This window comes from Glutamicibacter protophormiae (genome assembly GCF_014647495.1).
Classification (GTDB): domain Bacteria; phylum Actinomycetota; class Actinomycetes; order Actinomycetales; family Micrococcaceae; genus Glutamicibacter; species Glutamicibacter protophormiae.
Map to the genome: position 1 here is coordinate 1 of NZ_BMPH01000022.1, position 22,863 is coordinate 22,863.

General features: G+C 66.3%; 22 protein-coding genes. 8 read left to right on the forward strand and 14 right to left on the reverse strand.

Going from position 1 to position 22,863, the window contains the following annotated elements; genetic code table 11:
* Positions 1-250: 250 nt before the first annotated feature.
* The 5 genes from IEY43_RS17410 to IEY43_RS17430 all read right to left on the reverse strand — a co-directional run bounded on the left by IEY43_RS17410 (position 251) and on the right by IEY43_RS17430 (position 5,087).
* Positions 251-859, reverse strand: a complete 609-nt coding sequence (locus tag IEY43_RS17410) for a hypothetical protein (RefSeq protein ID WP_188950208.1) — start codon at positions 857-859, stop codon at positions 251-253.
* 69 nt (positions 860-928) lie between these two features.
* Positions 929-2,101 (reverse strand): ABC transporter permease, encoded by a 1,173-nt coding sequence (locus IEY43_RS17415; protein WP_188950210.1) that lies wholly within the window; start codon positions 2,099-2,101, stop codon positions 929-931.
* Positions 2,098-2,979, reverse strand: coding sequence for an ABC transporter ATP-binding protein (locus IEY43_RS17420; RefSeq protein WP_188950212.1), 882 nt, complete (start codon positions 2,977-2,979; stop codon positions 2,098-2,100). The genes IEY43_RS17415 and IEY43_RS17420 overlap by 4 nt, the downstream gene beginning before the upstream one ends.
* Positions 2,980-3,063: 84 nt before the next feature.
* On the reverse strand, positions 3,064-3,720 hold the full coding sequence (locus IEY43_RS17425) for a response regulator (RefSeq protein WP_188950214.1): 657 nt from the start codon (positions 3,718-3,720) through the stop codon (positions 3,064-3,066).
* Positions 3,717-5,087 (reverse strand): sensor histidine kinase, encoded by a 1,371-nt coding sequence (locus IEY43_RS17430; protein ID WP_188950215.1) that lies wholly within the window; start codon positions 5,085-5,087, stop codon positions 3,717-3,719. Before IEY43_RS17430 ends, IEY43_RS17425 begins: the two co-directional genes overlap by 4 nt.
* A 151-nt stretch (positions 5,088-5,238) precedes the next feature.
* Between IEY43_RS17430 and IEY43_RS17435 the strand changes: the two genes are divergently transcribed.
* A complete protein-coding gene (locus tag IEY43_RS17435) occupies positions 5,239-5,790 on the forward strand; it encodes an acyl-CoA thioesterase (RefSeq protein ID WP_188950218.1) in 552 nt (183 codons plus the stop codon).
* Here IEY43_RS17435 and IEY43_RS17440 read toward each other — a convergent pair.
* Together IEY43_RS17440 and IEY43_RS17445 are read right to left on the reverse strand one after the other, a co-directional pair.
* On the reverse strand, positions 5,787-6,398 hold the full coding sequence (locus IEY43_RS17440; protein WP_188950220.1) for a phosphoribosylanthranilate isomerase: 612 nt from the start codon (positions 6,396-6,398) through the stop codon (positions 5,787-5,789). The two genes, IEY43_RS17435 and IEY43_RS17440, sit on opposite strands and share 4 nt — an antisense overlap.
* A complete protein-coding gene (locus IEY43_RS17445; RefSeq protein WP_374189875.1) occupies positions 6,395-7,408 on the reverse strand; it encodes an acyl-CoA thioesterase in 1,014 nt (337 codons plus the stop codon). The genes IEY43_RS17440 and IEY43_RS17445 overlap by 4 nt, the downstream gene beginning before the upstream one ends.
* Positions 7,409-7,493: 85 nt before the next feature.
* On the opposite strand from IEY43_RS17445, the gene IEY43_RS17450 reads away from it, so the two are divergent.
* The 3 genes from IEY43_RS17450 (at position 7,494) to IEY43_RS17460 (ending at position 12,875) form a co-directional block, all read left to right on the forward strand.
* Positions 7,494-9,227 carry an ABC transporter ATP-binding protein/permease gene (locus IEY43_RS17450; RefSeq protein ID WP_188950222.1) on the forward strand — a complete coding sequence of 578 codons (1,734 nt, stop codon included), beginning with the start codon at positions 7,494-7,496 and terminating at the stop codon, positions 9,225-9,227.
* Entirely contained in the window at positions 9,228-11,006 is a 1,779-nt protein-coding gene (locus IEY43_RS17455; RefSeq protein ID WP_188950224.1) for an amino acid ABC transporter ATP-binding/permease protein, read from the forward strand.
* A 69-nt stretch (positions 11,007-11,075) separates the two neighbouring features.
* A complete protein-coding gene (locus tag IEY43_RS17460) occupies positions 11,076-12,875 on the forward strand; it encodes an FMN-binding glutamate synthase family protein (protein ID WP_188950226.1) in 1,800 nt (599 codons plus the stop codon).
* On the opposite strand, the gene IEY43_RS17465 is transcribed toward IEY43_RS17460, so the two are convergent.
* The 4 genes from IEY43_RS17465 to IEY43_RS17480 form a co-directional block, all read right to left on the reverse strand.
* Entirely contained in the window at positions 12,872-13,933 is a 1,062-nt protein-coding gene (locus IEY43_RS17465) for an enoyl-CoA hydratase/isomerase family protein (protein ID WP_188950228.1), read from the reverse strand. The two genes, IEY43_RS17460 and IEY43_RS17465, sit on opposite strands and share 4 nt — an antisense overlap.
* Positions 13,934-13,981: 48 nt before the next feature.
* Positions 13,982-14,887: a LysR family transcriptional regulator gene (locus tag IEY43_RS17470; RefSeq protein WP_188950230.1), complete on the reverse strand. Its 906-nt coding sequence runs from the start codon at positions 14,885-14,887 to the stop codon at positions 13,982-13,984.
* A 46-nt stretch (positions 14,888-14,933) separates the two neighbouring features.
* Positions 14,934-15,200, reverse strand: a complete 267-nt coding sequence (locus IEY43_RS17475; protein WP_188950231.1) for a hypothetical protein — start codon at positions 15,198-15,200, stop codon at positions 14,934-14,936.
* 131 nt (positions 15,201-15,331) lie between these two features.
* Positions 15,332-15,808: an Lrp/AsnC family transcriptional regulator gene (locus IEY43_RS17480; RefSeq protein ID WP_188950234.1), complete on the reverse strand. Its 477-nt coding sequence runs from the start codon at positions 15,806-15,808 to the stop codon at positions 15,332-15,334.
* Between the two features lie 221 nt (positions 15,809-16,029).
* Here IEY43_RS17480 and IEY43_RS17485 point away from each other — a divergent pair, with 221 nt between their 5' ends.
* Positions 16,030-17,286 carry an MFS transporter gene (locus IEY43_RS17485; RefSeq protein ID WP_188950236.1) on the forward strand — a complete coding sequence of 419 codons (1,257 nt, stop codon included), beginning with the start codon at positions 16,030-16,032 and terminating at the stop codon, positions 17,284-17,286.
* A 5-nt stretch (positions 17,287-17,291) separates the two neighbouring features.
* Positions 17,292-17,774 (forward strand): hypothetical protein, encoded by a 483-nt coding sequence (locus tag IEY43_RS17490; protein WP_188950238.1) that lies wholly within the window; start codon positions 17,292-17,294, stop codon positions 17,772-17,774.
* Here the strand turns inward: IEY43_RS17490 and IEY43_RS17495 are convergent.
* From IEY43_RS17495 to IEY43_RS17505, 3 genes are all read right to left on the reverse strand, one after another.
* Complete coding sequence (locus IEY43_RS17495) at positions 17,761-18,762, reverse strand: LLM class flavin-dependent oxidoreductase (RefSeq protein WP_188950240.1); 1,002 nt, start codon at positions 18,760-18,762, stop codon at positions 17,761-17,763. The genes IEY43_RS17490 and IEY43_RS17495 overlap by 14 nt on opposite strands.
* A gap of 116 nt (positions 18,763-18,878) precedes the next feature.
* Positions 18,879-19,082, reverse strand: coding sequence for a cold-shock protein (locus IEY43_RS17500; RefSeq protein ID WP_028268826.1), 204 nt, complete (start codon positions 19,080-19,082; stop codon positions 18,879-18,881).
* A 293-nt stretch (positions 19,083-19,375) separates the two neighbouring features.
* A complete protein-coding gene (locus IEY43_RS17505) occupies positions 19,376-20,893 on the reverse strand; it encodes an MFS transporter (RefSeq protein ID WP_188950242.1) in 1,518 nt (505 codons plus the stop codon).
* 131 nt (positions 20,894-21,024) lie between these two features.
* Between IEY43_RS17505 and IEY43_RS17510 the strand changes: the two genes are divergently transcribed.
* Both IEY43_RS17510 and IEY43_RS17515 read left to right on the forward strand, forming a co-directional pair.
* Positions 21,025-21,579, forward strand: a complete 555-nt coding sequence (locus IEY43_RS17510) for a TetR/AcrR family transcriptional regulator (RefSeq protein WP_188950244.1) — start codon at positions 21,025-21,027, stop codon at positions 21,577-21,579.
* An 18-nt stretch (positions 21,580-21,597) separates the two neighbouring features.
* Positions 21,598-22,854 carry an MFS transporter gene (locus IEY43_RS17515; protein WP_188950246.1) on the forward strand — a complete coding sequence of 419 codons (1,257 nt, stop codon included), beginning with the start codon at positions 21,598-21,600 and terminating at the stop codon, positions 22,852-22,854.
* Positions 22,855-22,863: the final 9 nt, after the last annotated feature.

Here is a 22,863-nt window from a genome sequence, read left to right on the forward strand (position 1 = left end):
CCAGGGGGTGACTTCGAAATAGTCTTGCTCTACTTCGTATGAGTCGAACATACTTTCATTATATGCTGTTGTTGCGGGGTTGTGAAGAAGTATTTTGACTGGAAAGCGTCCTGCGTGCTAGGGGTGTGGTTAGAAAGTTGGGGCAGAGTGTAGGTCGATGAGGCTGGGGGTGGGGGTGGTTGGTTGCGGGGTGTGGGTAACCGTGCGGCCCACGGCAAAACCGCTCCTGGCCACGACAGGCAACGTACGACTAGGCCGAGGCGGATTTTCTGGCGGAGAACCGGGCAACCGCGAAGTCGGCCAAAGCAGCCAGCGCTGCGGGCACGATGTAGCGGGCGACGGTGACCACAACGAAGAGCGTGAAAGTTCCCTCGGTGGACCGGGCGACGGCCTGCACCGCGAAGCCCATGCCCACGGTGGAGGCCAGCCCGACCAGCCAGCCTGCCAGCCGGCGCTGGCGCAGGATGAACCAGCCGGTCATGCTCAGCACCGGCAGCAGCAGGCCCCAGGCGATGAAGTAGCCTGCGTAGGCGCCGGTCAGGTCGAGCGCCGAGACAAGGAACCAGTCGGCGTATTGCACCGAACCTAGCACGGGCAGCTTGAGCAGCACGTCGAGAACCAGGGACAGCAGCACCAGCCCGATCCCGAAGATCTTCGTGTCCCGCGGCAACGACAGCAGCCAGAAGCTGGCCAACACGAGAACCCGGATGGTCCACAGGGCGATGACCGACAGCACGCTGGTGTCGAAGACGTAGTGCGCGGTGGCCAGGATGGTCGAGCCGATGATGCCGCTCAGGGCCACCAGCCAAACCACAATCAGCCGGGCGGACAAGTTCACAAGGGGTTTCTCTTCTCGCACCCCAATGATTTTAGCGACCCAGCCTGTGCGCCGGCTGATCCGTGACGTGCGGTTTTCCGGCAGTCGGCGCTATAGCTCCAGCTTCAAGGCCTTGCGCAGGGTCAGCGCCCCGCCGGTGTGCATCACCGCGCGGCGGTAGATGCGTTCGGAGAAGAGCAGCACAGCCCAGCAGGCGGCCAACAGCACGGCCAGCGACAGCAGCGGCTCCCACAGCGCCACGTTCCCGGACAACATGCGGATAGGCATCGCCACCGAGGAGACGATCGGGATATACGAAGCGAGGACCAGGAAACCGCCCTTGGCATAGATGCCGATGAACATCACCGCCACCAGCGCGCCGATGACGGGGCCGCTGGACTGCTGCAGGTCCTCGGTGCGGGTGGCCAAGGCGCCCAGCGCTGCCCAGATGCCCGCCAGCAGCAGGAACCCGCCGAGGAAGAAGACGACGAACCATCCGGCCACGGTGGAGACCACACCGAGGAACGGGATTTCTCCCGGCGCCAGGTAGGCGGCCAGCAAGCCGACGCCGAGGAACAGGAGCAGCTGGACCATGGCCAGGATGACGTTGCCGATGATCTTGCCGGCCAGCAGCTGGCGCAGGCTGACGGTGCTGGCCAGGATCTCGACCACGCGGTTCTGCTTCTCCTCGATGACCGAGTTGGCGATCGGCATGCCGAAGATCAGCGCGGCCATGTAGAAGAGGAAAGAGAAGATGAAGGCCATCGCGCGGATCATCGAGCCGCGTTCGGAATCTCCCTGCAGCTGCGCGGTGTGCAGGTCGTCCGCGGTCGGCAGCGCGGAGGCGTCCAATCCCCGGGCGGACAGCAGCTGGTCGGTGAGCACCGTGCGCATCGCGGCGGAGACCACTCGTTCAAGCGGGGCATCGACCTCGTCGAAGCCGGTGAGCGTCATGGTGCGCTGGTCGGCGGAGGACGACAGCATCGCGTCGATGTCCTGCGACGCCAGCTGGGCGCGGGCCTGCTCCGGGTTGAGCTGGGAGATGGCCAGGTTCATGTTCTCCGGGCGCTGGTCCTGGGCTTCGGTGAGCACCTGGTAGCTCAGCGGGTCGGCGGCGGCCACGGAATAGTCCGCGGACTTGCCGCCCAGGAAGCCGTTGACCGCGACGGCGCCGATGATCAGCGCCAGGGTGCCGAGGGTGGAAAGGACGAAGGCCTTGTCCTTGAGCTTCGTCTCGACTTCGCGCAGGGCGACGATCAACCAGGGGGCGGTGGCGGCGTTCATTTGATGATCTCCCGGTAGATGTCGGCCAGGGCAGGGCGGTGGATTGCGAACTCGGTGACGGTGCCCAGCGACAGGGCCTCGCGCAGCACGCGCTGGGAGTCCGACTCGGTCTGGAAGTTCACCAGCGCCCGGGAGCCGGAGATGTCGATGACCTCGACCCCGGGTTCCTCGCGCAGCCATCCGGCGTCCGCGCCGAGCGAGAGCTTGTGGCGGGTGGCCTGCGAGGAGCGCAGCGTCTCGGCGGAGGCGTTGGCCAGGATGCGGCCGTCCTGGATGATGACCAGGTGGTCGACCAGCACGTCGAGCAGGTCCAGCTGGTGGGATGAGAACAGCACCGGGACGCCGCGGGAGGCGTAGTCGCGCAGGATGGAGCTCATGGCGTCCACAGCGAGGGGATCCAGGCCGCTGAAGGGCTCGTCGAGGATCAGCACCGCCGGTTCGTGCAGCAGCGCCGCGGCGACCTGGACGCGCTGCTGGTTGCCCAGCGAGAGGGATTCGAGCTTGGACTTGGCGCGGTCGTCCAGCCCGAAGCGGGCCAGCAGCTCCATGGCGCGGCGGCGTGCGTCGGACCGGGAGAGCGAATGCAGCTGGCCGAGGTACACCAGCTGGTCGATGATCGGCTGCTTCGGGTACAGGCCGCGCTCCTCGGGCATGTAGCCGAAGTGGGGGCGGGTGCCGGACTCCAGCGGCTTCCCGTCCAGGCTCACGGCGCCCGAGCTGGCCTGCAGCAGGCCCATGATGATGCGCATCGTGGTGGTCTTTCCGGCCCCGTTGGCGCCGACGAACCCGGTCAGCGCGCCGCGCGGCACGGTGAAGTTGACGTCGTCCAACACGAGCCGCTCCGCGAAGGAGCGCGACACGTTGTGTACCTCAAGCATGGGATTTCCTTACGCCGATCCAGCCTTGCCTGCCTCCCAGCTTAGGAATCCAGGCGGCTGCAGGACTCGCTCTGCAGGCTGAAACTATTGGATGAGACCGAGGCGGTGGGCGAAGAGCACACCCTGGACGCGGTCCCGCAGATGGAGCTTGGCCAGCAGGTTCGACAGGTGGGTCTTCACCGTTGCCTCGGACAGCGAGAGCGCCGCGGCGATCTCCTGGTTGTTCTTGCCTTTGGCCAGCTCGGTGAGCACCTGCAGCTCGCGCTCGGTCAGGGCGGAGAGCAGGTCCTTCGCCTCCCCGCCGGGCGCTGCGTCGGCCGGAAGGCTGCGTCGGCGGATGAGCTTGAGCGTGACCTCGGGGGAGAGCAGGCCGTGGCCCGCGGCGACCTGGTGCACCGCGGTGATCAGCGTCTCGGGATCGGTGTTCTTCAACAGGAATCCGCTGGCCCCGGCGTCCAGCGCGTCGAAGAGATAGTCGTCGCGGTTGAAGGTGGTCAGCACGACGACCTTGGACCCGGTGTTCCGGATGATCCGGGAGGTGGCGGCGATGCCGTCCAGCTGCGGCATCTGGATGTCCATCAGGACCACGGTCGGGTTCAGCTCGGTGACCAGCTGCACGCCCAGCTGGCCGTTCTCTGCGGTGCCCACCACCTCGATCTGCGGGTCGGTTTCCAGGATCAGCTTCAGCGAGGACACGATCAGGGACTGGTCGTCGCAGATCACGACGGAAATCTTGCTCATGGGACCAGTCTAGTTTCCGCGCCGGCCAGCACCCGCAGCCGTGCCCTGGTACGCCATCCGCGGGGGATGCGCGGGCCGATTTCCACCAGCCCGTGGTGCAGGTTCGCGCGTTCGCGGATTCCCCGCAGGCCGAAGCCGCTGCCCGAGCTGTCCGGCCGCGCGGTTCCCTCGTCGGTCACCTCGGCTTCGATCCAGGGACCCTGTTCGTCGACGCCCGAGCGCAGACTCAGGGTGGCGCGGCGCGCGGTGGAGTGGCGGCGGACATTGGCCAGGGCCTCGCCGCAGATCCGGTAGAGGGCCAGGGAGACGCCGGCGGGCAACGAGTCCAGGTAGTCCGGGGTGTGCTCGGCGCGGGAGAGCTCGACGGACAGCCCCTGCGCACGGTTTTCGGCCAGCAGCGCCGGCAGCTGCTTCATCGAGGGTTCGGGCCGGCGCGAATCGCCGTTTCCGGAATCCGGCAGGAGGTCGCCGTTGCCTTCGCGCAGCACGCCAAGCAGGGCACGCGTTTCGCCCACGGCGCTGCGGGCCGATTCCTCGACGCCCTTCATGAGTTCGGCGGCTTTCTCCGGCGCGCGCGGCTGGACCATGCGCGCGGCGGCGGCCTGCACCCCGACCGAGGCGATGTGGTGGGCAATCACGTCATGCAGCTCGCGGGCGATGCGCAGGCGTTCTTCGTTCACTGCGCGGTCCGCCAGCTGCTGTGCCTGGTCGGCGATGCGCTGCGCCTGGGACATGACCAGCTGGTTGGCGTAGGCGTTGGACCAGCTGACCAGCCCGAGGAAGATGGAGCCGCCGAAGAACAGCAGGTTGATCAGGAAGGTGTACAGCGGGAAGGCGATGTCCTGCGGGATGTCACCCGCGGGGTGGTCCACTATCTTCAGATCCATGGATTTCATCAGGTCCGAGGTGAACAGGTCGATGATGATCCACAGGGCCATGGCCAGCAGCACGATGCTCAGGATGCTCCACAGCGCGCGGCGGTTCCGTGACCAGGTGACAGCGGTGTACAGGCCCAGGAAGTAGGCCAGCTGCGCGCAGATCTGCATGGTGGCCATGTAGGCCTCGGAAGTTCCGCTGATCATGAATGCCGCCGAGCCGAGAAGCATCATGGAGATCGGCCAGCGCCGGCGGAACATCAGCGGCAGGATCATCGCCGAGAGCACGGCCAGGGATTCGCCACGCGTCGGCGCCTTGTCGAGCTCGCTCAGCGACAGGCTCAGTTCCTGGAGGAAGATGGCAAAGGCCAGCAGGCCCAGGGCGGCGACGATGTCGCGCCGAAGTCCCGCAGGGCTCGGGGCGGGCCGTTCCCAATCCGCCGGCGGGAGCGAGGGAAGTCGCCGGTGGACATAGTCGGTTAGTCGGCGCATGGCAGCTCCTTGGACAATGCCGGCAGTCGAAAGTCTGTTTCGACTGTACCGTCAGGGTGCGGGAATTCGCATGCGCCGGCAGGACTAGGACAAAGGTTGCAGTCGTCGGATATGACTAGGAAAATAAGTTACTGGACGGTAATGTGATGGCATGCACATGATTTTTCGCATCCTGATGGTATTCCTGCAGAGCAAGAAGGCGCCGAAGCTGTCGATGTTCGACACCGGCTCGGTGCGCATGCGGGCCACGCTGACCGACATCGACTTCGCCGGCCACATCAACAACGGCATGTACTTCTCGATCTTCGATTTGGGCCGTTTCGATTTGATGTTCCGCTCGGGAGTCTGGGACATCCTGCGCAAGAACAAATGGACGCCGGTGGTGCAGTGCGAAACCATCACCTTCCGCAAATCCGTCGAGCTGGGCAAGAAGTTCTCCCAGGAAACCCGGCTTCTGGGGCTGGACGAGAAATGCATCTACTTCGAGCAGCGCATCGTGGTCGACGGCGAAATCTACGCCCGCGCCTACATCGCCACCCGCATGACCTCGAAGAAGGGCGCGGTCTCCAACGAGGAGATCATGCAGGCGGTGGGGCTTGACGTACCCGAGGACCGGGTGGTCCCGCAGTGGCTGCACGACTGGCGCGAACACGGCGCGCTGCCGGGCTCCCGCAAGCCCGCGCCGCACAACTGGCTGGGCTAGCCGGCGGCCTTCGCGGCGTCGAGGAACGCGGAGATCAGCTGCGGGTCCTTGACTCCGCGCGAGGATTCCACCCCGGAGGAGACATCCGCGCCGGACGCCTGCGATTTCGCCAGCGCCGCGGCGACATTGCCCGCATCCAGCCCGCCGGCCACCAGCCAGCGCCGCCCCGCCGCCAGCTCGCGCACCGCCGCGTAGTCCCAGCTTTCGCCGCTGCCGGGAACAGCCGCGTCGATGAGCAGGAAGTCCTCGCCCCAGTCCTCGAATTCCGCGGGTTCGGCGTCCATGCGCACGGCACGGATCGCATGGAACCCAGCCGCCTTGACCGCGGCGATCTCCGCCGGGGTGCGCCGGCCGTGCAGCTGGATCCAGCCGACCGAGGCCTCGCGGGAGAGCCGGATCGCGGTGGCGGCGTCCTCTGAGCGGAATACCGCCACGGTGGCCACCGAGCCGGGCACGGCGGATACCAGTTCGGCCGCCCGCGCGGGCGAGACCTCGCGCGGACTGGAGGTCAGCACGAAGCCCAGGGCGTCGGCGCCGTGGGCCACGGCGATGTCGACATCCTGTGCGGTGGACAGGCCGCAGACCTTGACGAAGGGTGCTGCGCTCATTTGGCGGACTCCCCGGCAGTGGCGGTCGAATCCGGTTCATGCACCAGGTGCGTCGGGGTGTAGCCGCCGGGGGCGTTGGCGCGGATGGTCAGCAGCTCCAACGCATGGTCGTGCAGCCGGTGGTCTTCCTCGCTGACCGGAACCCAGGGCTTGACCGGCACTGCGGTGCCGGTCTCGTCGCGGGTGACCATGATGGTCAGGCAGTAGGTGGTCAGGTTCATTTCGCGGGTCTTCGGGTTGCCGGAGCGCGCGTGCACCGCGATGTGCATGCCCTTGGTGCCGGTGTAGACCAGGCGGGCCTCGACCTCCACCAGGTCCCCGATGAACAGCGGGCGGTAGAAGCGGATGCCGCCGGAGAACACCGCGACGGTATCCTGCCCGCAATAGCGCGAGGCGCACAGGGCCGCGGCCTCGTCGATCCACTTCATGACGATGCCGCCGTGGACCTTGCCGCCCCAGTTCACGTCGGTCGGCGCCGCCATGAAGCGCAGCACCACCCGCTCGGCGGTGCCGGCGTTCGAATAGACCTGGTCCTTCATGGATGCGACGATCTGGTTGCGGATCTCGATGCGCGCCAGCGCGTTGTTGCGCAGCTCGATCTCGCGGAGGGACTCCGGGACGTAGTTCGGCACCGCGGTGGGCTTGCCGTTCTCGTCCACCGCCACGAAGATCACCAGGCAGGTGGTCGACATGGTGGGGCGCAGCTCGCGCGGGTCCGAGAACGACACCTCGGTGCGGATGTGCATGGAGGTGCTGCCGGTGTAGACCACCGAGGCGGTCACCTCCACCAGGTCGCCGGAGCTGATGGGATCCTCGAAACGGATATTCCCCACGTAGGCGGTGACGCAATAGCTTGTCGACCAGCCGACGGCCGCGGCGTAGGCGGCCTTGTCGACCCATTCCAGCACGGTGCCGGCGGAGACCGTGCCGGCCACGCCGACATCCATCGGGGCCGCCAGGAAGCGAAGGGTCACCGAATTCGGTCGGGAGGCAGGTGCAGGACTCATCATGCGTTCAAGTCTGACTGATGCGAAACCCTGCGGGCAATCTGTGACATCCCGGCCCCGCAGCGGGCGCTGACCTAGGATTGGAGCTGTGCATAGGGTCTTTGGTCTTTTTTCGGCGTCCACGGCACTGGTGGTCGCGCTCAGCCTGCTCGGCGCGGCCGGCACCGCGGGCCTGGCGGTCCTCATCGGCCGCGCAATCGATGCCATCGCCGCCGGAGGCATGCCGGATCCCGGCTGGTACCTCGCGGCCGGCGGAGAGCTGCTCACCGTCGCCCTGTGCGCCTGGCTGGTCCCGGTGCTCGCCGCGCACGCGGGCCAGGAGCTGACCGAGCACCACCGCACCCGGCTGCTGCAGCACTACCTGGCCATCGGCCCGCTGGCAGTGCGCCGCGCCGGCGAAGGGGAACTGGTGCAGGCCGCCATGGATTCGGTGGACCGCTCGGTCAAGTATCGCACCGCCTTCATGGGCCCGGCGATCGCCGCGGTGTCCACCCCGGTGCTGGTGCTGGTCTTCATCGCCTTGTTCATCGACCCGCTGGCCGCGGGGCTGATGCTGCTGCCCACCGCGCTGGTCCCGCTGATCGTGCTCGGATTCCAGCGGCTGTTCAGCGCCTCCTCCGGCGAGTACCGCCGGGCGCAGGGGATCCTGACCGCGACCTTCCTCGACGCGCTGCGCTCGCTGGGCATGCTCAAGCTCAACGGCGCCGGCGACTGGATGGGCCGGCGGGTGGCCAGGGCCTCCGAGCGGGTGCGCCGGCAGGTCATGAAGCTGCTGGCCCGCAACCAGCTTGTGCTGCTGGTCATCGACTCCAGCTTCGCGATCCTGCTGCTGTCCACCGCCTCGATCCTGGCCTGGTGGCGTTCGAGCAGCGGGGTGTTCACCACCGGGGAAGCCGCAGCACTGGTCATCCTCAGCTTCCTGATGCTCGCGCCGGTGAACTACGTGGGCAGCTTCTTCTACATCGGCATGACCGGGCGCAGCGCGGAGAAGAAGATCGCCGAAATCGAGGACCTCCCGGTGCACCAGTCCGTCGCCCGGCCGCTGGACATCGACCTGCGCGCCGGTGACCTGGTCATGGAGAACGTCGGCGCCAGCTACGACGGCGAGCACCGGGCGCTGCGCGGCATCAGCGCGGTGTTCCCGGCGGGATCCCGCACCGCGGTGATCGGCCCATCGGGCAGCGGCAAGACCACGCTGCTGCGGGTGCTGCAGGGCCAGCTGGAACCGGATACGGGCATCATCCACGACGGCCGCCACGGCATGGGGCCGGCCACGCTGAAGCACAACGCCGCCGTGGTGGAGCAGCAGGCCACGCTGTTCGCCCTGACGCTGCGCGAGAACCTGCAGCTTGCCGCGCCGCTGGCCACCAACACCCAGATGGTCCAGGCGCTGGAGCAGGCAGGGCTGGGCGGCTGGCTGGGCGACGAAGCCACGCGCAGGCTGGATGAAAAACTCGGCGAATCCGGGGCGCGGCTCTCCGGCGGCCAGGCGCAGCGCCTGGCGCTGGCCAGGGCGCTGCTGGCCCGCCGCCCGCTGCTGCTGCTCGACGAGCCCACCAGCGCGCTGGACGTGCAGACCGAGGACGAGGTGCTGGCGACCCTGCGCGGCCTGGACCGCTCCATCACCACCATCACCGTCACCCACCGGCTGGGGCTGCTGGCCGACTACGACCGGGTCATCGTCATGGACGGCGGGCGGATCATCCAGTCCGGCGACCGGCAGGCCCTGCTGCGCGAGGACGGCTACCTGAAACGGGCCATGGAACACTTTCAGGCGCGCGCCCGCGGGCTGCGCGCCGCCCAGAGCGGAACGGAACAGTAGATGAGGCCCCAGCCAACCGCCCCTGCCCAGCCGGAGCCCGGCACCGCCGCAACGCTGCGCTGGCTGCTCGGCGCCACCTCCGACCTGCTGCCGCCGCTGGCACTGGCCAGCCTGCTCTCCTGCCTGACCCGCTTCGCCTCGCTGGGCCTCTACCTCGTCGCGGCGCTGGGCCTGGCCAAGGCCGCCGGGATCCAGCAGCCCGGCGCCGGGGCCTCCTGGACCGCGCTGGTGCTGGGCCTCCTCGCGCTGGGCCTGGCCAAGGGGGCGCTGCGCTACGGCGAGCAGTACGTCGGGCACAGGGTCGCGTTCCTGTCGCTGTCGCGGCTGCGCAACCGGCTGTATGCGGCCGCCGAGCACCAGGCACCCTTTTCCGCGCGCACCAAGAACTCCGGCGGCCTGCTGGCCATCGCCACCCGCGACGTGGACCGGGTCGAGGTGTTCTTCGCGCACACCCTGCCGCCGGCCGTGTCCGCCGTCGTGGTCAGCGGCTTTGTCGCCTGGTGGACCTGGGCAAGCTTCGGGGCCGCGCCGGCGCTGATCCTGCTGGCCGGCTACGTGCTGCTCGGCCTGGTGGTCCCGGCCCTGGGCATCCCGACGTTGCGCCGGGCCGCCGCCGGGCAGGCCCGGGTGCGCGGCATCCAGAACCAGCAGCTGGCGGAACTGCTCAACGGCATCGACGTGGTCCACGGCTACGAGGCCGGTCCGCGGATGCTCGCGCGCTTCAACGGCGCGGCCAAGCCCGCCGCGGGGGACGCCCGGCGTGCCGGGCGGCTGACCGGCCTGCGCGCGGCGCTGTCCCAGACGGTGATCTGGGGCAGCGTGCTGGCGCTGCTGGCGGTGGCCGGCCGGGAGCAGGAGCTGGGGGCGCTGCTGGTGCTCACGGTGGTCGCGGTTCCCTCCTACGAGGCGGTGCGCGCGGTGGACGGCTTCGTGCTGGGGCTGCAGGATTCGCTGGCCAGCGCCAAGCGGCTGCATGCCATGGCGCTGGGACAGCCGCAGGTCGCCGAGCCGGCCGCGCCGCGGCTGCTGCCCGAAACCGGCACGCTGAGCGTCCGCGGACTGGAAGTGGCCTACGGGGATGACACCGTGCTCTGCGGCCTGGAGATGCACCTTGCGCCCGGGGAACTGGTGGCGCTGGTGGGAGACAGCGGATCGGGCAAGTCCACCGTGGCCTCGGCCCTGGTCCGGGCGGTGCCCAGCACCGGCGAATGCCGCTTCGGCGAGGTTCCGCTGGAGCAGGCCCCGCTGCGCGAGGTGCGCTCGCACCTGCTGCTGGTGCCGCAGGAAGCGGTCATGGTGCGCGGCACGCTGCGCGAGAACCTGCTGCTGGGCCTGGAGCACATCGAGGACGCCGAGCTGGTGTCCGTGCTGGAGGAACTGGGCCTGGGACCCTGGCTGGGAAGCCAGAAGCAGGGCCTGGACACCCGGCTGGGCGACCGCTCCTCGAGGCTCTCCGGCGGCCAGCGCCAACGCCTGGCGCTGGCCCGGGCGCTGATCCGGCGCCCGAAGGTCCTGATCCTGGACGAGTCGACCAGTGCGCTGGACGCGGCCAGCGAACAGCTGGTGCTCGCGGCGGTCGAATCCCGGCGTGCCGCGGGAATGGCGGTGCTGATGATCAGCCACCGGATCTCCATCCTGCGCGGGGCGGATCGGATCGTGGTGCTGCGTGAGGGCCGGATGGCCGAAACCGGTACCCCGGAGCAGCTGCTGGCCCGGCCGGACTCGCTGTTCAGCCGCATGGCGGTGCGCGAAGCGGACCGGATAGAACCCTCCAACTAGCTTGGCGCAGCCCCCCGGATTGGCCGTGCACCCCTGACAAGCGGCCTCGCCAGGGGCTAGGCTCGCCTCATGATGCGCATAGTAGTCCTCTTGTTTTTGGCGGTGCTGGTGACGGGGTTTGTCATCACGGCAATCCTCGCGGGAACGTCCGGGGAATGGGTCTGGTGGATCCTGGTGGGACTGACCGGCTTGCTGGTCGCCCTGGGCATCCACGACCTGGTGCAGAAACGCCACGCGATCCTGCGCAATTTCCCGATCGTCGGCCACGCCCGCTACCTGTTTGAGTTCATCCGGCCCGAGATCCAGCAGTACTTCATCGAGCGCAACACCGACGGCAAGCCCTTCGACCGAGATACCCGTTCGGTGATCTACGCCCGGGCCAAGGGAGTGGACAGCCACAAGGCCTTCGGCACCGAGCTGGACGTCAACCGGGTGGGGCACGAGTACTTGGTGCACTCCACGGCCCCGGTGGCGCCGCCCGCCGAACAGCACAAGGTGCGCATCGGCTCCAGCCAGTGCACCCGGCCCTATGACATCTCGCTGCTGAACGTCTCCTCGATGAGCTTCGGCGCCCTGTCCTCCCATGCGGTCATGGCCATGAACAAGGGCGCTGCCATGGGCGGATTCGTCCAGGAGACCGGCGAGGGCGGACTGACCAAGTACCACTTGGAGTGCGGGGCGGACATCTTTTGGGAGATCGGCTCGGGATACTTCGGGTGCCGCACGCCCGAGGGGCGCTTCGCTCCGGAGACCTTCCGGGCCAAGGCCGCGCGGGAGGAAGTCAAGGGCATCACCATCAAGATCTCCCAAGGGGCCAAGCCCGGGCTGGGCGGCGTGCTGCCGGCGGCGAAAATCACCCAGGAGATCTCCGAAGCGCGCGAGGTGCCGATGGGGCAGGACTGCATCTCCCCGGCGAGCCACCCGGAGTTCTCCACCCCTCGCGAGATGCTGGACTTTGTGGCCCTGCTGCGCGAGCTCAGCGGCGGCAAGCCGGTGGGCATCAAGTTCTGCGTGGGCTCGCGCACCGACCTGATGGCGATCTGCAAGGCGATGCTGGAGACCGGGATCCTGGTCGACTTCATTACCGTGGACGGCGCTGAGGGCGGCACCGGCGCGGCGCCGATCGAGTACGAGGACCATGTGGGCACCCCGCTGACGGAGGCGTTGATGCTGGTTCACACGATTCTGGTGGGCACCGGGTTGCGCAAGGAGATCCGGTTGGCGGCCGCCGGCAAGGTGGCCAGCGGCTCGGATATCGTCAAGCGGCTGATCCAAGGCGCCGACTTCACTTTCGCCGCCCGCTCGATGATGATGGCCACCGGTTGCATCCAGGCCCAGCAATGCCACACGAACCACTGCCCGGTGGGCGTGACCACCCAGAACAAGCGGCTGGAGCGCGCGCTGGACGTTCAGGACAAGGGACACCGTGTTTACAATTACCACCGGTTGACCGTCACGGAAGCCGGCCAGCTGATGGCGTCCATGGGATTGACGAGTCCGAACCAGCTGAATACGCGGATGCTGCGCCGTCGCGTGAACCTGCAGTCCACCCGTTCCTATGCGGAACTGTTCCATTGGCTTCGCCCCGGCGAACTGCTGGAGAATCCTCCGGCTTCCTGGGCCCAAGACTGGCAGGAAGCGGATCCGGACCACTTCGGTGAATTCGCCCCGTTACCCTACGGGGTGCCGCGCGGGGTGGGCATCGAACCGCCGCGGCGGGAAGAGGAACCGGCCGACGCGGTCAGCGCACCGCGCGTGGAGCCGCGCAACTCCAAGAAGGTGCATCCGGTTCACCAGGATGTCACGCGTCCCGAGGGGCAGCCTGGGAAGCAGACCGTGGACCAGCATCGCGAGCCGTGGCAGCCCTAGGCCTCGGCCGGGTCCATCAGCTCCAGCAGCGCGTCCTGGTTGACGCCCTCCAGGGTGTCCGGGGTCCACGAGGGGTTGCGGTCCTTGTCGATGACCTGCGCGCGAATGCCTTCGGGCAGGTCCGGCTGGTGCATGAGGTGCGCGGCCAGCCGCAGCTCGCGGTCCAGCGCCGAGCGCAGGTTGTCCTCTGCTCGGGCCGCGCGTACGGCATGGAATGCCGCCGCGACGGAGGTGGGGGAGTTCTGCATGATCAGCGCGGCAGCCTGCTGGGCATGCGGGTGCACCATCTGCTCCAGGCGCTGCATGACTTCTCCGGGGCTGGCTGCGCTGAACGCATGGTCGACCCAGCCCTGGTCCAGCTCCAGCCGGTGGGACTCGGCAGCGCCGTGCATCACCTCGATCGCCGCCGCCATGTCGCCGGCGTTCAGCCCGATGAACTCGTCCAGGTGGTCCAGGATGTCTTCGGCGAAGTCCTCGGAGACCACGACGTCGGCGAAGCCCAGGTAGACGGCGTCCGCGCCGGTGAATGAGCCGGCGGTCATGGCGAAGTATTCGCCGAAGTGCCCCGGCATGTTGGCCAGCAGATGGCTGCCGCCCACATCCGGGGTGTAGCCGATCTTGGCTTCCGGCATGCCCATGCGGGCCTCGGCGGTCACCAGGCGTACCGGCGCGTGGCTGGCCAGGCCGATGCCGCCGCCCATGGTGATGCCGTGCGCCAGGGTGACCAGCGGCTTGGGGTAGGAGGCGATGAGCTGGTCGGTGTCGAACTCGTTGGACAGCAGGTTGATGAAGTCCTGGTGGCGTCCTGCGGTCACCGCGGTGTGGAAGTCGGCGATGTCCCCGCCGGCGCAGAATCCGCGCGTCCCGCGCCCGGTGAGCAGCACCGTCGAGATCTTCGGGTCCTCGGCCCAAGCCTTGAGCACACGATGCAGCTCCAGCAGCATGTCGAGGTTCAGGGCGTTCAGCTTCGCGGGGCGGTTGAGCTCCAGATGGCCCAATGCGCCGTAGACCGTCGAGATGACCAATGGCTCTGCCGGAGAATTGCTGTCGTGCGCCACGAAGTACCTGCCCTGCTGTGTCGTTGAACGAGTGTTGTTGGCTTAAGCCTAGTGGGCGAGCACCTGGGCGAGGCGGTCCAAAACCAGGTCCGCCTTCGGCTTCTTCGAATTTTCCGGCTTCAGCGCGAAGATCGAGCGGGCCAGCCGGATCTCCGGGGCATCGACGATGCGGATGCCTTCCGGGGCGTTGGCCATGGCCAGGTCGGGCACCAGCGCCGCGCCCAGCCCGGAGGCCACCAGGCTCAATGAGGCGTTGAAGTCGTCGCAGTAGGCCGAGACCTGCGGATGGATGTTGTAGGAGGCGAACAGGCGCGAGATCAGCGTCGCGTCCGAGGTGCCGGGATGGTGGAAGATCCAAGGCCATTCGGCCAGCTGGTCGACGGTCAGCTGGGAGTCCTCGGCAATCGGCCACGAAGAGGGGATGACTACGCGGAACTGGTCGTCGCCGAGCCAGGTGCGTTCCAGCGAGGCTGGCCAGGACAGGCCGCCTGGCCCCACTTGGAAAATGAGCGCCAAATCCAGGTCCCCGCCGTTACCCAGTCCGGCCACGGTCTGCTGGGGTTCGCCGATCCACAGGCGCAGGTTGATGCCCAGCGAGTGCCAGTCCTCGGCGGTCAGGATCTGCGGCAGCGCGAAGGTGGCCAGCGAGGGGAAGATGCCGAGCTTGATTTCCTCGTTCTCCGCCGAGTCGGTGGAGATGGTCGCGACGTCCGCCATGAGGGCGTCGAGGTCCGTGAGTACACGTTTTGCATGGCGCACCATGCGCAGCGCACCGGCGGTCGGGGTGATGGAACGGGCGCCGCGGACGAACAGGGTGGTGCCCGTGCTGCGTTCCAAGGCGGTCATCTGCTGGGAGACGGCGCTGGCGGTATAGCCTAGGCGCGCCGCGGCGGTCGCGAACGAACGGTGCGCAACCACCTCGAGCAGGGTGCGCAAGTGAACTGGATTAATCACTTCTAAAGTCTAAGACCTTCAGCCCAACCTTTGCTTAGTCAGTGAGCTAGTCCTCATCATCGTTGCGCTCGTCGTCCTGGGAATCGCCGTCGTCGTCCTGGCCGTCCCGGATGAACTCGTTGTCCAGCTCGTCCTCGGTTTCCAGGTCGTCGTCGTAGAGATAGTGGCGCTGGGCCAGCGGATCGATGTTGCGCATGGTTTCGGGCATGTCGCTGGATCCCTCGTAGGCCTGCGAATCGCGGCCGTCATCCGGCTCGTAGATGTCGTTGCCGTATTCGGGGGCGAAGTCGGTGGGTTCAAATTCCCGGCTCATGGCGTACTCCTTCGATTGGACGAGGATCTACCGGAAGTCGGGCACATACCTCGTGACTTCTCTTGGCTCCAGCCTAGAACCCTTATGACCTGAACGAAAGACTTGAAATTGCGTGTCGCGGGTGGATTCGCTCAGTGGTCGTGCTCGGCGTAGTGCTCCAGCAGCGGAGCGGTGCGGTAGGCCAGGTGGGAGTGCAGCGCGAAAGTTGTTTCCGAGCGGGTCACGCCCTTGATGCGCAAGATCTGGCGCAGCACCGACTGCAACTGGTGGGTGTCCGTGGCGATCAGGCGGACCCAGACGTCACCGCGGCCGGAAGTCTCGTGGATTTCAAGCACGTTCGGAATCTGGCGCAGCGCGGTGATGACCGCGTCCAGCTCCCGGTGGTTCACCTCCAGGGTGACGAAGGCCAGCACGTCGTAGCCCAGCACACCCAGGTCGATATCGCGGCCGCCCTCGCGTAGCACCTCTGAGCGCTGCAGCCGGCGCAGGCGGGACTGGGCGGTGTTGCGGGCGACCCCGGCTTCATCGGCAAGCTCGGAGACCTGGATGCGCGGATCCCTGATCAGGGCCAGAAGAATCCTCAGGTCAACTTCGTCCAACCGCACCATTTGCTCACTCCCGATACCGCTTTAGGCCATAAATTTGACCATAATGCTCAAATTCTACCAAGAATAAACCTTAAGTGAGATCAGATACTGGATATTTATGAGTGAACGATCTGTTGCAGTAGACAAACTCAAGCAGAACGCTCAAACAACCGGTGGGGCAGCGAGTGGCCCCACCGGTAAAAATTTTTCCCCTGCCGACAGCTAATTCCGCGGGAGCGCCCATGTCCGTCATCAGTGAGCTGCGCATGCAGCACAGCACGCCGCGCGTGATGTCATGGAACCCGGGCACGACCACCCGACTGGCAATCACGGTCCTGGTCAGCTTCACGCTGCTGGTTGGCGCCAATTTGGCAACGCCGCTGTATCCCCAGCTGCAGGCGGAACTGCACCTTGGAGCGATGGGCACCACCATCGCCTTCGCCTCTTATGTCTGCTCCCTGATGTTTTTCCTGCTGGTGATCGGCCATTGGTCGGATCATGTGGGACGCCGCGCGGCACTGGTGCTGGCGGTCGGGGTCTCGCTGGTCGGCACGCTGGTCTTCGGAGCGGCCGAGAACCTCTGGCAGCTGTGCCTCGGCCGCGGCCTGCAGGGCGCAGGAGTAGCCCTGGCTACCGGCGCCAGCGCCGCGGCCCTGCGCGAACTGCTCCCGCGCAAACCCGAATGGGCTTCGCGCTTCACCCTCTTAGCTTCTTCCGGCGGCGTGGCTTTCGGACCGCTGATCGGCGGCACGCTGGCCGGCCTTTCGGGCGGCCGCTCCACGGTGTTCCTGGTCCAAGCCGTGCTTCTGCTGGTGGTGCTGGTTCCGCTGGGCACCCTGCAGGCCCGCCCGGCAATCGCCATGGCCAACCGCGGCGAGCGGAGCCGCGCTTTGGCCCCGCGCCGCGTGGGAATTCCGTCCACTGCCCGCACCGAGTTCTGGCTGGCTTCGCTTGTCGGCTTCCTCAGCTTCGCGATCTTCGGTTTCGTGCTTTCCCTGGCGCCGGGGTACCTTGCCGGCGCTTTCGACCTGCATTCCCTGTGGGCCGTCGGGCTGATTGCGGGGCTGCCGCTGGGCATCGCCGCGCTGTCTCAGGTCGTGGTGCGCGGCGGAAGGATCCTGCTGCCGCTGGGACTGCTCCTGATGGCCGCCGGAACGCTGGCCCTGTTTGCCGGCGCAACCCAGGGCCGGCTCTGGTTCGGAGTCGTGGCAATGGTGGTCCTCGGCTTGGGGCAGGGTATTGCCTTCCGCACCGCCTTCGGCTGGTGCGTGGATGCGGTCACCCCCGCAGCCCATGCGCAGACGGTCTCCAGCATCTACCTGCTGACCTACTTGGGCAGCGCGCTGCCGGTGATCGTGCTCGGCTGGGCCGTGGGCCGCTTCGGGCAGCTGCCGAGCATCATGGTCTTCTGCGTTGCCGGCGCGGCGGCGGCCCTGCTGTTGGGCACGTGGTCGGTGCTGTACCTGCGGAAGATGAACGGCAATTCGCCCGTAGTCTAGAAGGCATGAGCCCTTCCACCCTTCACGCCCCGACCCGCGCCGCCCTGTGGGCCGCGGCCGCCCGCATCCTTGCTCCCGCGCTGTGGCTGGGCCTTGTCGTCGGCATTTCCTTCATCGAGGCCCCGCTGAAATTCACCGCACCGGGAATCACCATTCCGCTGGGGCTGGGCATCGGCCGCCTGGTCTTCTTCGCCATGAACATCGTTGAAATCCTGTTGTTCATCGCCCTGTTGCTCGGCACCATCAAGCGCGGCACCGACAAGGCCTGGAAATGGGGCGTCGGGGTTGCCGGGTTCGTGCTGATGCTGAAGACGGCAGCGATCCGCCCCGGCTTGTCCCGCCGCACCGATGCGGTGCTGTCCGGGAACTTCGAGGGCGGATCGCTGTGGCACTACGCCTACATCGGCGCGGAAGGGGCGCTGACAGTGACGCTAGTGGTGCTGCTGGTCCTGGCGGTGAGGCGCTGGGTCTCGATCAGCGCGCGCTGACCAGCTCCGCGGCGTCGGCGGTGATCATGACCGATTCCAGGCGGGCCTGCTCGTCACTCGGGTAGTGCACGGTGATCAGTTCGTCGGCCTGCGCGGTCTGCGCGAAATGCGCCAGATACTCGGTGACCTGTTCGCCGGTGCCGACCGCCGAATACCGCATCATGTCCAGGATTTGCTGGGCCTGCGGGGTATCCATGAGCATGTCGATTTCCGCCTCGGTGAACTCCTTGTTCGCTCCGCGGCCCAGGAAGCTCGCCACGCGGTGGCGGCGTGCGACATTGAACAGTTCATGCGCCCGTTCGCTGGTCTGCGCGGCCAGCACGCCGACCCCTGCGATGACGTACGGCTCGGAAAGCTGCTGTGAGGGGGTGAATTCCTCGCGGTACAGCTTCACCGCCTGGTGCAGGGCAGCCGGGGCGAAGTGCGATGCGAAGGAATACGGCAGACCCAGTTGGGCGGCCAGCTTCGCTCCGAACAACGACGAGCCCAGGATGTACAGCGGGACGTTCGTTCCGGCGCCGGGAATGGCTTGCACCGAGGGGATCCGGGACTTGCCGGCGAGGTACGCCTGCAGTTCCAGGACGTCATGCGGGAAGGAATCCGCAGCCGACGGATCGCGGCGCAGCGCGCGCAGGGTCGTCATGTCGGTGCCCGGGGCACGCCCCAGGCCCAGGTCGATGCGGTCGCCGAAAATCGTGGCCAGGGTGCCGAACTGTTCTGCGATCACCAGCGGGGAGTGGTTCGGGAGCATCACGCCGCCCGATCCCAGGCGGATGCGCTCGGTATGGTGGGCGATGTGTCCGATCAGCACGGCGGTCGCACTGGAGGCGATGTTCGGCATGTTGTGGTGTTCGGCGTACCAGATGCGTTCGTATCCGTGGCGTTCCGCGGTTTGCGCGAGCCTCACGGATGATTTGAATGAGTCTGCAATTGAGCCGCCGGGGGATACCGGGGCTAGGTCCAAAATCGATAGCTTCACCTCCTGCATAACCATGAGCCATCGGCGTCTATTCCTCGGCGGGGCGCAGAAAAACCGATGGGTGGCTATCCATTGCGGATAGCCACCCATCGGGTGAAGTCAGGCGTTAGTGCCAAAGACCTTCTTTAGAGAGCGCGGATGTCTGCAGCCTGCAGACCCTTTGGACCCTCAACTACTTCGAACTCAACCTTCTGGCCCTCGTCCAGGGTACGGAAGCCCTGGGTCTGGATTGCGGTGAAGTGTGCGAAGACGTCTGGATCGCCGCTGTCTGGAGCGATGAAGCCGAAGCCCTTTTCAGCGTTGAACCACTTGACGATTCCGGTTGCCATATTCTTATTTGGTCCTTTCAGACGTTTCTCGCCGTGGTTTATGCGGCGAGCTTGGTTGTATCCACGCAAGTTCCCCGCTGGTTGCGCGAGGTGAACTTGCGAAGCAGCCAAGTCATTCACTTCACGTCTAGAAGGGGTTCGCGCCAACCAGGGATGGTCCGACATTCACAAACTTCTAAAGGGTACTTCGCGAATTACTTTGGAACTACACTGCCTAGCCTACGTGGTCAAAGTCGACTTTTGAATAACTTTGCAGCAATTTATCGAAAATTTGAGATATCGTCTCAAAAGCTTCACTTCACGGCAGGTTTGATGATTTTCACGACCATGACCGCTGCGATGAGCGAGAGCACCGCTGCGATGCCCGAGGTGAACAGCACTCCGTGGTCGAAAGCCTGCGCGGCGGACTCGATCAAGGCCTGCGCGGACGCCGGATCCAAGGTCGCAGCCACTTGGTGCGCGCCGCTGAGGGTTTCGCCGGCCCGGGCTGCCGAATCGGAGGAAATACTGCCCGGCACCTGCAGGTTCGAGCTGTAGACCGTGTTCAGGATGGTGCCCAGCACGGCGGTGCCCAAAACCGCGCCGACCTCGTACGCGGTCTCCGAAATGGCCGAGGCCGCACCGGCCTTGGAAGCGGGCACTGCGGCCAGCGCCATGTCGTTGGACAGCGTCTCGGTCATGCCGATGCCGATGCCCAGCACGCAGAACGCTGCCATGAGCAGCACGACGTTCGGATTGCTGCCCGCCACGATCACGATGGTGTAGGCGATGGCGGAGAACAGCAGGCCCAGGATCATGATGTTCGGAGAGCCGAAGCGCTTGGAAAGCGGCACGGAGAGCAAACCGAAGCCCATGGTCAGGATCAGGCCGGGGGTCATCAGCAGTCCAGCCTCGATCGGGCTGTAGCCGGCGATGAGCTGCAGATGCTGGGAGACGAAGTAGATGAAACCGACCAGCGAGAACACGCCGATGAGGTTCACGATCAGCGAGCCGGAGAAGCGGCCGTTGTTAAACAGGCGGACGTCGATCATCGGCTTGTCGGTGCCCAGCTGGCGGCGCACGAATGTCACGCCGCACACCACTGCCAGGGCCAGCGCGCCCAGCGGGATGTACCACGGGGTGCTCGCGAAGGACTTGATGGCGTAGGTGAAGGGCAGCAGGGTCATCACGATGAGAAGAATCGAGATCGGATCCACGCGTCCCGGGTTCGGGTCCTTGGATTCCGGCACCAGGATCAGCCCGCCGATCAGCAGCGGCAGCAGCATTGGCACGGCGATCAGGAAGACCGAGCCCCACCAGAAGTGCTCCAGCAGCACGCCGCCGACAATCGGACCGAGCACCGAGCCTCCGGAGAAGGCGGAGGCCCAGACGGCGATCGCCGTACGGCGCTCGGTGTCGTCGGTGAAGATGTTGCGGATCAGCGACAAGGTGGCCGGCATCAGCATGGCGCCGAAGATGCCCAGCAGGGCGCGGGCGGCGATCAGCTGGCTCGCGTCGGTGGCGAACGAGGCCAGCGCGGAGACGACGGCGAAACCCGAGGCGCCGATCAGCAGCAGCCGGCGGCGCCCGATGCGGTCGCCCAACGAGCCGAACGGCACCAGCAGGCCGGCCAGGATCAGCGGGTAGATGTCGATGATCCACAGCAGCTGCGCACCGCTGGGGGAGAGCGCTTCGGAAATCGCAGGAACGGCGAAGGTGAGCACGGTGTTGTCAACCGAGATCAGCAGCACCGGGAAGAGGAGCGCTACCAGCGCCGCCCAACGTCGCGGCTTGGACAGCGTTGAGGTGTGGTCGGAGAGCAGTGGGCTCATGGGTATCATCCTGAGAATCGTTTGCGGGGCTCGAAATGCCTGAACAAATCGTAACTATACCGTCTGGACGGTATAGTTACAATCCTTGGGTATGGTTGTATCCATCACCGCAACTGATCGAACGGAGTCCCATGGCAAGGCCAGCGGCAGCGCGAGTCAAGGTTCTGGACGCATATATCTCACTGCTCTGCGAAGAAGGCGAGCGCGCGGCAACCCTGGAGGCCACCGCGGCGCTGGCCGGGGTGTCCAAGGGCGGCCTCTTGTATCACTTCGCCTCGAAGGAGGCCTTGGCCGATGCGGTTATTAAGTTAAGTGAAGAACTGATACTGATTGACCTGAAGGACATGGCCCAGTCCGAAGAAGGGCCTGCAGCCTACTTCATACGGACCAGCGCCGAGGTGAACACCGAGCTGGACCGGTTGCTGATTGCCCTGCACCGACTCGCCCATTCGGGCGTGGAAGCGGCCACCGCGCAGATGGAGAGCATCAACGAGCGCTGGCTTGCCGCGCTGATGGAGGAAATCGGCGACAAGGACATCGCCCATTTGGTGATGCTGATCAGCGAGGGGCTTTACGCCTTTTCCGGAACTCCGGGCACCTGGTACGCCCGCCATTTTGAAGGTAACCTGTCTCACTTACTAGAGTTGGTTCCGCAACTGAAAAAGTTGGGAACTAACAACCAGTAGTCTGCGGAGAACCAATAGATGTCGAATGCCAGCCCGAAAACCTCATTCAAGGGAAGAATCGGGGCACTTCTTGGCATTCTGCTGATGGCCCTGTCCCTGCGCGCAGCAGTTGTCTCCGTGCCGCCGTTGCTGGCGCGGATCCAGAAAGACATCGAGTTCACCGAATTCACCATCGGCCTGCTTGCCACCCTGGCACCCATCGTGTTCGCCTGCTTCGGCCTGCTGACACCGCGCCTGATCCGCTCCTTCGGCCTGGAGAAGACGCTGATCACGGCGATCGCGTTGGCCGTGGCCGGTCAGCTGGCCCGCGTCTTCATGCCGGATGTTTATTCCTTCCTGGCGCTGTCGGTTATCGCGCTGGCCGGATACGGCATGGGCAACGTGGTGCTCCCGCCGCTGGTCAAGAAGTACTTCCCCGACCGCATCGGGCTGGTGACCAGCGGCTACGTCACGATGCTGGCCGTCGGCACCTGGATGGCCCCGCAGTTCTCGGTGCCGCTGGCCAATGCCAGCGACTGGAAGATCTCCATCGGCTCCTGGGCGCTGTTGTCCATGATCGTCCTGGTGCCGTGGATCATCCAGCTGGTGGCCGACCGCAACGTGGACCGCCCGGACCAGCCGGTGCATGCAGGGGGAGCACCCCGGCCCATCGCCAAGATCAATCCGTGGAAGTCCAAAGTCGCGTGGGGCCTGGCCATCTTCCTGGCCGGCAACTCGGCGCAGACCTACGTGTACTTCACCTGGCTGCCCCCGTACCTGCAAGACCGCGGCCTGAGCGAACTGTCAGCCGGCAACATGCTGGCCCTGTTCGCGATCCTCGGGCTGCCGGTCTCCCTGTTGGTGCCGCTGTGGGTTCCGCGCCTGAAGAACCCGATCATCGCCGTGCTGATCTTCACGGCCTGCTGGGTCTCGGGGCACTTGGGCATCTACCTCTCGCCCACCGAAGGCACCATGCTCTGGGTCTGCTTGGCCGGACTGGGCCAGGGGACCTTCGCCATCGCCTTGCTGATGATGAACCTGCGCTCGCGCACGACCTATGGATCCGGCGTGCTTTCGGGATTCGCCCAGGGCTTGGGATACGCCGGCGCCGGCATTGTTCCGCTGCTGTTCGGCGTGGTGCAGAAGTCCACCGGATCGTGGGGGCCGGCCTTCGCGATGCTGGGGATCTGCGTGGTCGTGATGCTCATCGGCGCGATCGTCATCAACCCCTCACGCACCATCGAGGACAGCGTGGAAGGTTCCGGGAAAGCCGGCCGGCTCGAACGCATCAGCTAGGATTGCGGC

Bases quoted from the DNA above. Each gene is read 5' to 3' on its own strand.
- IEY43_RS17415 (WP_188950210.1), bottom strand. From the start codon at position 2,101: ATGAACGCCGCCACCGCCCCCTGGTTGATCGTCGCCCTGCGCGAAGTC.
- IEY43_RS17420 (WP_188950212.1), bottom strand. From the start codon at position 2,979: ATGCTTGAGGTACACAACGTGTCGCGCTCCTTCGCGGAGCGGCTCGTG.
- IEY43_RS17425 (WP_188950214.1), bottom strand. From the start codon at position 3,720: ATGAGCAAGATTTCCGTCGTGATCTGCGACGACCAGTCCCTGATCGTG.
- IEY43_RS17430 (WP_188950215.1), bottom strand. From the start codon at position 5,087: ATGCGCCGACTAACCGACTATGTCCACCGGCGACTTCCCTCGCTCCCG.
- IEY43_RS17435 (WP_188950218.1), top strand. From the start codon at position 5,239: ATGCACATGATTTTTCGCATCCTGATGGTATTCCTGCAGAGCAAGAAG.
- IEY43_RS17440 (WP_188950220.1), bottom strand. From the start codon at position 6,398: ATGAGCGCAGCACCCTTCGTCAAGGTCTGCGGCCTGTCCACCGCACAG.
- IEY43_RS17445 (WP_374189875.1), bottom strand. From the start codon at position 7,408: ATGATGAGTCCTGCACCTGCCTCCCGACCGAATTCGGTGACCCTTCGC.
- IEY43_RS17455 (WP_188950224.1), top strand. From the start codon at position 9,228: ATGAGGCCCCAGCCAACCGCCCCTGCCCAGCCGGAGCCCGGCACCGCC.
- IEY43_RS17460 (WP_188950226.1), top strand. From the start codon at position 11,076: ATGATGCGCATAGTAGTCCTCTTGTTTTTGGCGGTGCTGGTGACGGGG.
- IEY43_RS17475 (WP_188950231.1), bottom strand. From the start codon at position 15,200: ATGAGCCGGGAATTTGAACCCACCGACTTCGCCCCCGAATACGGCAAC.
- IEY43_RS17480 (WP_188950234.1), bottom strand. From the start codon at position 15,808: ATGGTGCGGTTGGACGAAGTTGACCTGAGGATTCTTCTGGCCCTGATC.
- IEY43_RS17485 (WP_188950236.1), top strand. From the start codon at position 16,030: ATGTCCGTCATCAGTGAGCTGCGCATGCAGCACAGCACGCCGCGCGTG.
- IEY43_RS17490 (WP_188950238.1), top strand. From the start codon at position 17,292: ATGAGCCCTTCCACCCTTCACGCCCCGACCCGCGCCGCCCTGTGGGCC.
- IEY43_RS17495 (WP_188950240.1), bottom strand. From the start codon at position 18,762: ATGCAGGAGGTGAAGCTATCGATTTTGGACCTAGCCCCGGTATCCCCC.
- IEY43_RS17500 (WP_028268826.1), bottom strand. From the start codon at position 19,082: ATGGCAACCGGAATCGTCAAGTGGTTCAACGCTGAAAAGGGCTTCGGC.
- IEY43_RS17505 (WP_188950242.1), bottom strand. From the start codon at position 20,893: ATGAGCCCACTGCTCTCCGACCACACCTCAACGCTGTCCAAGCCGCGA.
- IEY43_RS17510 (WP_188950244.1), top strand. From the start codon at position 21,025: ATGGCAAGGCCAGCGGCAGCGCGAGTCAAGGTTCTGGACGCATATATC.
- IEY43_RS17515 (WP_188950246.1), top strand. From the start codon at position 21,598: ATGTCGAATGCCAGCCCGAAAACCTCATTCAAGGGAAGAATCGGGGCA.